Source organism: Pseudomonas sp. PKS, assembly GCF_051913525.1.
GTDB classification, from domain to species: domain Bacteria; phylum Pseudomonadota; class Gammaproteobacteria; order Pseudomonadales; family Pseudomonadaceae; genus Aquipseudomonas; species Aquipseudomonas guariconensis_D.
On the sequence record NZ_JBEGDO010000039.1, the window covers coordinates 1 to 5,821 of the forward strand.

The 5,821-nt window shown below is 61.4% G+C and carries 7 protein-coding genes; 5 read left to right on the forward strand and 2 right to left on the reverse strand.

Translation table 11 applies throughout. The features are described from left to right. Positions 1-180: 180 nt before the first annotated feature. From ABOA88_RS23875 to ABOA88_RS23890, 4 genes are all read left to right on the forward strand, one after another. Positions 181-828 carry a FadR/GntR family transcriptional regulator gene (locus ABOA88_RS23875; protein ID WP_196167710.1) on the forward strand — a complete coding sequence of 216 codons (648 nt, stop codon included), beginning with the start codon at positions 181-183 and terminating at the stop codon, positions 826-828. A gap of 13 nt (positions 829-841) precedes the next feature. Next, positions 842-2,122 (forward strand): CynX/NimT family MFS transporter, encoded by a 1,281-nt coding sequence (locus ABOA88_RS23880; RefSeq protein ID WP_196167709.1) that lies wholly within the window; start codon positions 842-844, stop codon positions 2,120-2,122. A gap of 87 nt (positions 2,123-2,209) precedes the next feature. Next, positions 2,210-2,683 carry a nuclear transport factor 2 family protein gene (locus tag ABOA88_RS23885; RefSeq protein WP_196167708.1) on the forward strand — a complete coding sequence of 158 codons (474 nt, stop codon included), beginning with the start codon at positions 2,210-2,212 and terminating at the stop codon, positions 2,681-2,683. A gap of 54 nt (positions 2,684-2,737) precedes the next feature. Further along, entirely contained in the window at positions 2,738-3,049 is a 312-nt protein-coding gene (locus tag ABOA88_RS23890; RefSeq protein ID WP_437437088.1) for a GIY-YIG nuclease family protein, read from the forward strand. A 31-nt stretch (positions 3,050-3,080) separates the two neighbouring features. Here the strand turns inward: ABOA88_RS23890 and yejK are convergent, their stop codons facing one another. Beyond that, the gene (gene yejK, locus ABOA88_RS23895) at positions 3,081-4,088 is read right to left on the reverse strand and encodes a nucleoid-associated protein YejK (RefSeq protein ID WP_367851475.1); all 1,008 of its coding nucleotides are present in this window, start codon (positions 4,086-4,088) and stop codon (positions 3,081-3,083) included. A gap of 394 nt (positions 4,089-4,482) precedes the next feature. Between yejK and ABOA88_RS23900 the strand changes: the two genes are divergently transcribed. After that, positions 4,483-4,764: an HU family DNA-binding protein gene (locus tag ABOA88_RS23900; RefSeq protein ID WP_043210728.1), complete on the forward strand. Its 282-nt coding sequence runs from the start codon at positions 4,483-4,485 to the stop codon at positions 4,762-4,764. A 70-nt stretch (positions 4,765-4,834) separates the two neighbouring features. Here ABOA88_RS23900 and rlmF read toward each other — a convergent pair whose 3' ends face one another. After that, positions 4,835-5,773, reverse strand: a complete 939-nt coding sequence (gene rlmF, locus ABOA88_RS23905; protein ID WP_367851474.1) for a 23S rRNA (adenine(1618)-N(6))-methyltransferase RlmF — start codon at positions 5,771-5,773, stop codon at positions 4,835-4,837. Positions 5,774-5,821 lie beyond the last annotated feature (48 nt).

The window sequence follows — 5,821 nt, forward strand, 5'->3', positions numbered from 1 at the left end:
AGGTCGCCGTAAAGGCGAAAAGCGCCGGTGGCGCCCCCACCAAACCCGGATATTCACACAGCCTGAAAGCCCAAGCCCAAGCCCAAGCCCAAGCCCAAGCCCAAGCCCAAGCCCAAACCTTGCCCCACCCCCACTACCCAGCTATCTTACCCAAAATTCATCCGATGACCGGATCTACCCATGACCCTACTCATCAAACGCTCCCTAGTCGAACAAGCCGTCGACCAACTCCGCACCCGCATCACCAGTGGCACCTGGTCCATCGGCCAACGCCTGCCCACCGAACCCGAACTCGCCCACGAACTGGGCATCAGCCGCAACACCGTCCGTGAAGCCATGCGCGTGCTCGCCTTCAGCGGCTTGGTCGAGATCCGCCAAGGCGATGGTAGTTACCTACGCACCGCCCAGGACCCGCTCCAGGCGGTCCAGGCCATGGCCCGCTGCACGTCGGAACAAGCCCGGGAAACCCGCCGTATCCTGGAAACCGAAGCGATCGGCCTGGCCGCCCAGCGCCGCACCGAAGCGGATGTACGCCATCTGCGCCAGGCCCTGCAGAACAGCGCCGCGCACTTTCATGGCGACATAAAGACTTACGTTGAGTGCGACCTGGTCTTTCACCAACACCTCGTGGACGCCGCTCACAACCCGGCGTTGAGCGAACTCTACCGTTACTTTTCCGGTGTAGTGGCAGCGGCGTTGGAGCACAACATGGCGACTACCCCCCGCTGCCAGACGGTATTCGAGCTGCACGGCCAGATCGTCGATGCCATCGAACAACGTGATCCGGAGCGTGCCAAGCACCTGAGCCGGACCCTCATCGAATCCTGACAACGAGACGCCCATGGCCGAATCCACGATTCATGAAACTGCTCCTCGCCAGCAGGAGTTCGAAGAACTGCTGATCGACGCCGAAGCCGACGACGATCAGGTCCAGCAGCAGCCTGTGCTGATGCAGCGGCCGTGGTTGCTGTTGCTAGGTTTGGTACTGGTGGCACTGAACCTGCGTCCTGCGCTGTCGAGCATGGCGCCGGTACTTGGCCAAGTGTCCGAGGGGCTAGGGCTGAACGCGTCCCAGGCGGGCCTGCTGACGACCTTGCCGGTGCTGTGTCTTGGTCTGTTCGCTCCATTGGCACCGGTCCTGGCCAGGCGCTTTAGCAGTGAGCGGGTGGTGCTGGGTATTCTGCTGACCTTGGCGCTGGGTATTCTGGTGCGCAGCGTCCTGGGTGTGACGGGCGTGTTTCTGGGCAGTGTCATGGCCGGGGCGAGTATCGGCATCATCGGCGTGTTGCTTCCAGGCATCGTCAAGCGGGACTTCCCACGGCACGCCGGTACCCTGACCGGTGTCTATACCATGGCCTTGTGCCTGGGAGCGGCCCTGGCCGCCGGTGCCACGGTACCATTGGCACGCCACTTCGATGACAGCTGGGCCTTGGGCCTGGGCTTCTGGCTGGTGCCTGCGCTGATCGCGATGCTGGTGTGGCTGCCCCAGGCGCGCCAGGGGCACGGCCTGCACAAGGTGGCCTACCGGGTGCGTGGTCTGTGGCGCGATCCGCTGGCATGGCAGGTCACGCTGTACATGGGCTTGCAGTCTTCGCTGGCCTACATCGTGTTTGGCTGGCTCCCCTCGATGCTCATCGGCCGCGGGCTGAGCCCTACGGAGGCTGGGCTGGTGTTGTCCGGGTCGGTGATCGTGCAACTGGTGAGCTCGCTAAGCGCGCCTTGGCTGGCCACCCGAGGCAAGGACCAGCGCCTGGCTATCGTCATCGTCATGCTGGTCACCCTGGCAGGGCTGTTCGGTTGCTTGTATGCACCGGTTTCAGGGCTGTGGGGCTGGGCCGTCGTGCTCGGACTGGGGCAGGGCGGTACGTTCGCCCTGGCGTTGACGCTGATCGTGCTGCGCTCGAAGGATTCCCACGTGGCTGCGAATCTTTCGAGCATGGCGCAAGGGGTTGGCTACACGTTGGCGTCCGCAGGGCCGTTTGCGGTAGGCCTGGTGCATGACCTGACGGGGGGCTGGGCGGCCGTGGGCTGGATATTCGCGGCGCTGGGTATCGGTGCAATTCTGTTCGGCCTTGGGGCCGGGCGAGCATTGCATGTGCAGGTGGTCAGCGAGAAGGTGTGACAAAGCCTATTCATGGCGCGAATGAGCATGGCGCTCCCATGCGTGGCACATTATCGTTGAGGTTTGCCCCCCGGAGGGATCCGCCCCATGAGCGACGCCAATCGTGAGCTGATCACACGTTTCTACCAAGCCTTCCAGCGCCTGGACGCCGAGGCCATGGTGGCCTGCTACAGCGAAGACATTACCTTCAGTGACCCTGTCTTCGGTACCTTGCGAGGCCGTGATGTGGGGGACATGTGGCGGATGCTGACCAGCCGTGCAAAAAATTTCTCCCTGACTTTCGACAGCGTTAACGCCTATCAGGACGGAGGGAGTGCGCACTGGGTGGCGCGCTACCTGTTCAGCCAGACCGGGCGCACCGTGGTCAACGACATACAGGCCCGCTTCGTGATCCGCGATGGGCTGATTTGCCAGCATGACGACAGTTTCGACCTGTGGCGCTGGTCGCGTCAGGCCTTGGGCCTGCCGGGTTTGCTGCTGGGCTGGTCGCCGCTGCTGCAGAACAAGGTGCGTCAGCAAGCGTTCAAGGGGTTGCGGGCATACCAGCAGAGTACGGTATAGCCACGGCCTGTTCATTTTCGTGGTAGCTGCAGTGGGGCTTTGGGTTTCAAATTAATGACGCAAAGAGTGGATGCTCCGAGTGAAAAAACCTCGGGCGGGGACGTGAAACCTTGGTATGTCTATCTGGTGCGGGCTGCCAATGGTTCGCTGTACTGCGGAATCAGTGACGACCCGCAGCGGCGGTTCTTGAAGCATCAGAAGGGGCAGGGGGCGCGTTATTTCAAGACCAGCCCGGCCCAGGCACTGGTGTATGTGGAGCAATGGCCGGACAAAGGCGAGGCACTGCGCCAGGAACGGTTGGTGAAAAAACTGCGCAAATCGGCCAAGGAAGCGCTGGTGGCAGCCTATGCAGCTACCGGGGGCTAGATGAGGGGCTGCGCTGCAGCCCCGGCCATGCTCAATCCTTGCGACGCTTGAGCTGATCGACCAGTTGGGTTGGCAGGCCCTTGATGATCAGGGTGCCGGCCTCTTCGTCATATTCCACCTTCGATCCCAGCAAGTGGGCCTCGAAGCTGATCGACAGGCCTTCGGCGCGGCCAGTGAAACGGCGGAACTGGTTGAGGGTGCGTTTATCCGCCGGAATCTCCGGCGACAGGCCGTAATCCTTGTTGCGAATGTGGTCGTAGAAGGCCTTGGGCCGATCTTCATCGATCAGGCTGGACAGTTCTTCCAGCGTCACCGGTTCACCGAGTTTGGTCTGAGTGGTGGTGTAGTCGACCAGGGTCTGGGTCTTTTCGCGGGCGGCCTCCTCGGGCAGGTCCTCGCTTTCGACGAAGTCGCTGAAGGCCTTGAGTAGGGTGCGGGTTTCACCTGGGCCGTCGACGCCTTCCTGGCAGCCGATGAAGTCGCGGAAGTAGTCCGACACCTTCTTGCCGTTCTTGCCCTTGATGAACGAAATGTACTGCTTGGAGTTCTGGTTGTTCTTCCACTCCGACAAGTTGACCCGCGCCGCCAGGTGCAGCTGGCCAAGGTCGAGGTGACGCGACGGGGTGACATCGAGCTCGGCGTTCACGGCCACGCCTTCGCTGTGGTGCAACAGGGCGATGGCCAGGTACTCGGTCATGCCTTGCTGGTAATGGGCGAACAGGATATGGCCGCCGGTGGACAGGTTGGATTCTTCCATCAGCTTTTGTAGGTGCTCTACAGCGATGCGGCTGAAGGCGGTGAAGTCTTTTTCTTCATCCAGGTACTGCTTGAGCCAGCCGCTGAAGGGGTAGGCGCCGGATTCGCCGTGGAAGAAGCCCCAGGCCTTGCCTTGCTTGGCGTTGTAGCTGTCGTTGAGGTCGGCCAGCAGGTTTTCGATGGCGTCGGAGGCGCCGAGCTCGGAGTCTCGGGCATGCAGGACTGCCGGGCTGCCATCGGGTTTCTTGTCGATCAGGTGAACGATGCAATGACGGATTGGCATGGAAATCTCGAGCGGGATTGGGCGGTGCTAGGCCGCGCTGCAAAGTCGTGCAGTTTAACCCAGGCAAGGGCGATGCAGTGGTCAGATCGTGGCGTAAATGTCTGTTGTTCGTTTTTTGTTCAATTTTTTGCGTTTTACGATAAAAGCCCCGAAAAACCTGCATAAAATCGAAGTCGGCAGCGGATATTTATCTATTCCTATGGTAGCTTTGCGCGGTCTTGCGCCCGTTGGGTGGCGCATTGCTGGCAGATCGCAGGGGTCGTGTCGAACCAAACGCCGATTTTCGTATCTACATACGCGATTGGCGCGGCCCGCCGGATTTTTCAGGGGCTGGCCCGATTACCGACCTGGCACGCTGCATAACCACTGAATTTGATAGGGAAGGAACACCACCATGGCATTGACCAAAGACCAACTGATTGCCGATATCGCCGAAGCCATCGACGCGCCGAAAACCACCGCGCGTAACGCCCTGGAGCAACTGGGCCAGATCGTCGCCGACCAACTGGAAAACGGCGCTGAAATCACCCTGCCAGGCATCGGCAAGCTGAAAGTCTCCGAGCGTCCTGCCCGTACCGGCCGCAACCCTTCGACTGGCGCTGCCATCGAAATCGCTGCCAAGAAAGTCGTCAAGTTCGTACCTGCCAAGGTCCTGAACGACGCCGTCAACAAGTAATTGTTGAAGCTTTGAAAAAACCGCGCCCGGCTTGTCCGGGCGCGGTTTTTTCATGCTCGCGAAAAGGGGATCAGTCTGAGCGATGCCAGGCCTGGCGCGTGGCGGCGTCCTGGAAGCTCCAGGCGACCATGCGGCTCTGTTTCTGGCCTTGCCCCATGGCCACGACCTGTTGTGCCTTCACGCCTGCCTTTCTCAGCGCCGCCTCGATACCGGGCAGGTTGCTGGCTTTGGAGACCAGGCTGGTAAACCACAGCACCTGGCCGCCGTACTGCACACTCTCTTCCACCAACTGGGTGACGAAGCGGATCTCTCCGCCCTCGCACCACAGCTCGTTGTTCTGCCCGCCGAAATTGAGCACCGGCAGATTGCGCTTGGGATCCTGCTTGCCAAGGTTCTTCCATTTGCGCTGGCTGCCGCGGGTGGCTTCGTCGCGGGAGGCATGGAACGGCGGGTTGCACAGGGTGACGTCGAAACGCTCATCATCCTGTAGCAGGCCGGTGAGGATGTGCTTGCGGTTGGCTTGCTGGCGCAAGGAGATGACCTTGCCCAGGCCGTTGGCCTGGACGATGGTCCTGGCCGAGGCGAGGGCCACAGCGTCGATGTCCGAACCCACGAAACGCCAGCGGTAGTCGCTGTGGCCAAGCAGCGGGTAGATGCAGTTGGCGCCGACGCCGATGTCCAGCGCGCGCACGTGTACGCCTCGGGGGATCTCGCCGCCGCAGTCCTCGGCCAGCAAGTCGGCCAGCACATGGATGTAATCGGCCCGTCCAGGGATGGGCGGGCACAGGTAGTCGGCCGGGATGTCCCAGTGTTGGATGCCGTATTGGGCCTTGAGCAGGGCGCGGTTGAAGACCCGCACTGCTTCGGGGTTGGCGAAGTCGATGCTCGGCTTGCCATAGGGGTTGGTAATGGTGAATTTGCCCAGCTCAGGATGGGCCTTGATCAGACTGGGGAAATCGTAGCGGCCCTGATGGCGATTGCGCGGGTGCAGGGTGGGTTTTTGATTCATGGGGTGAAATCTCAAAGCATCGCGGGACAAGCCCACCCCCACACGATC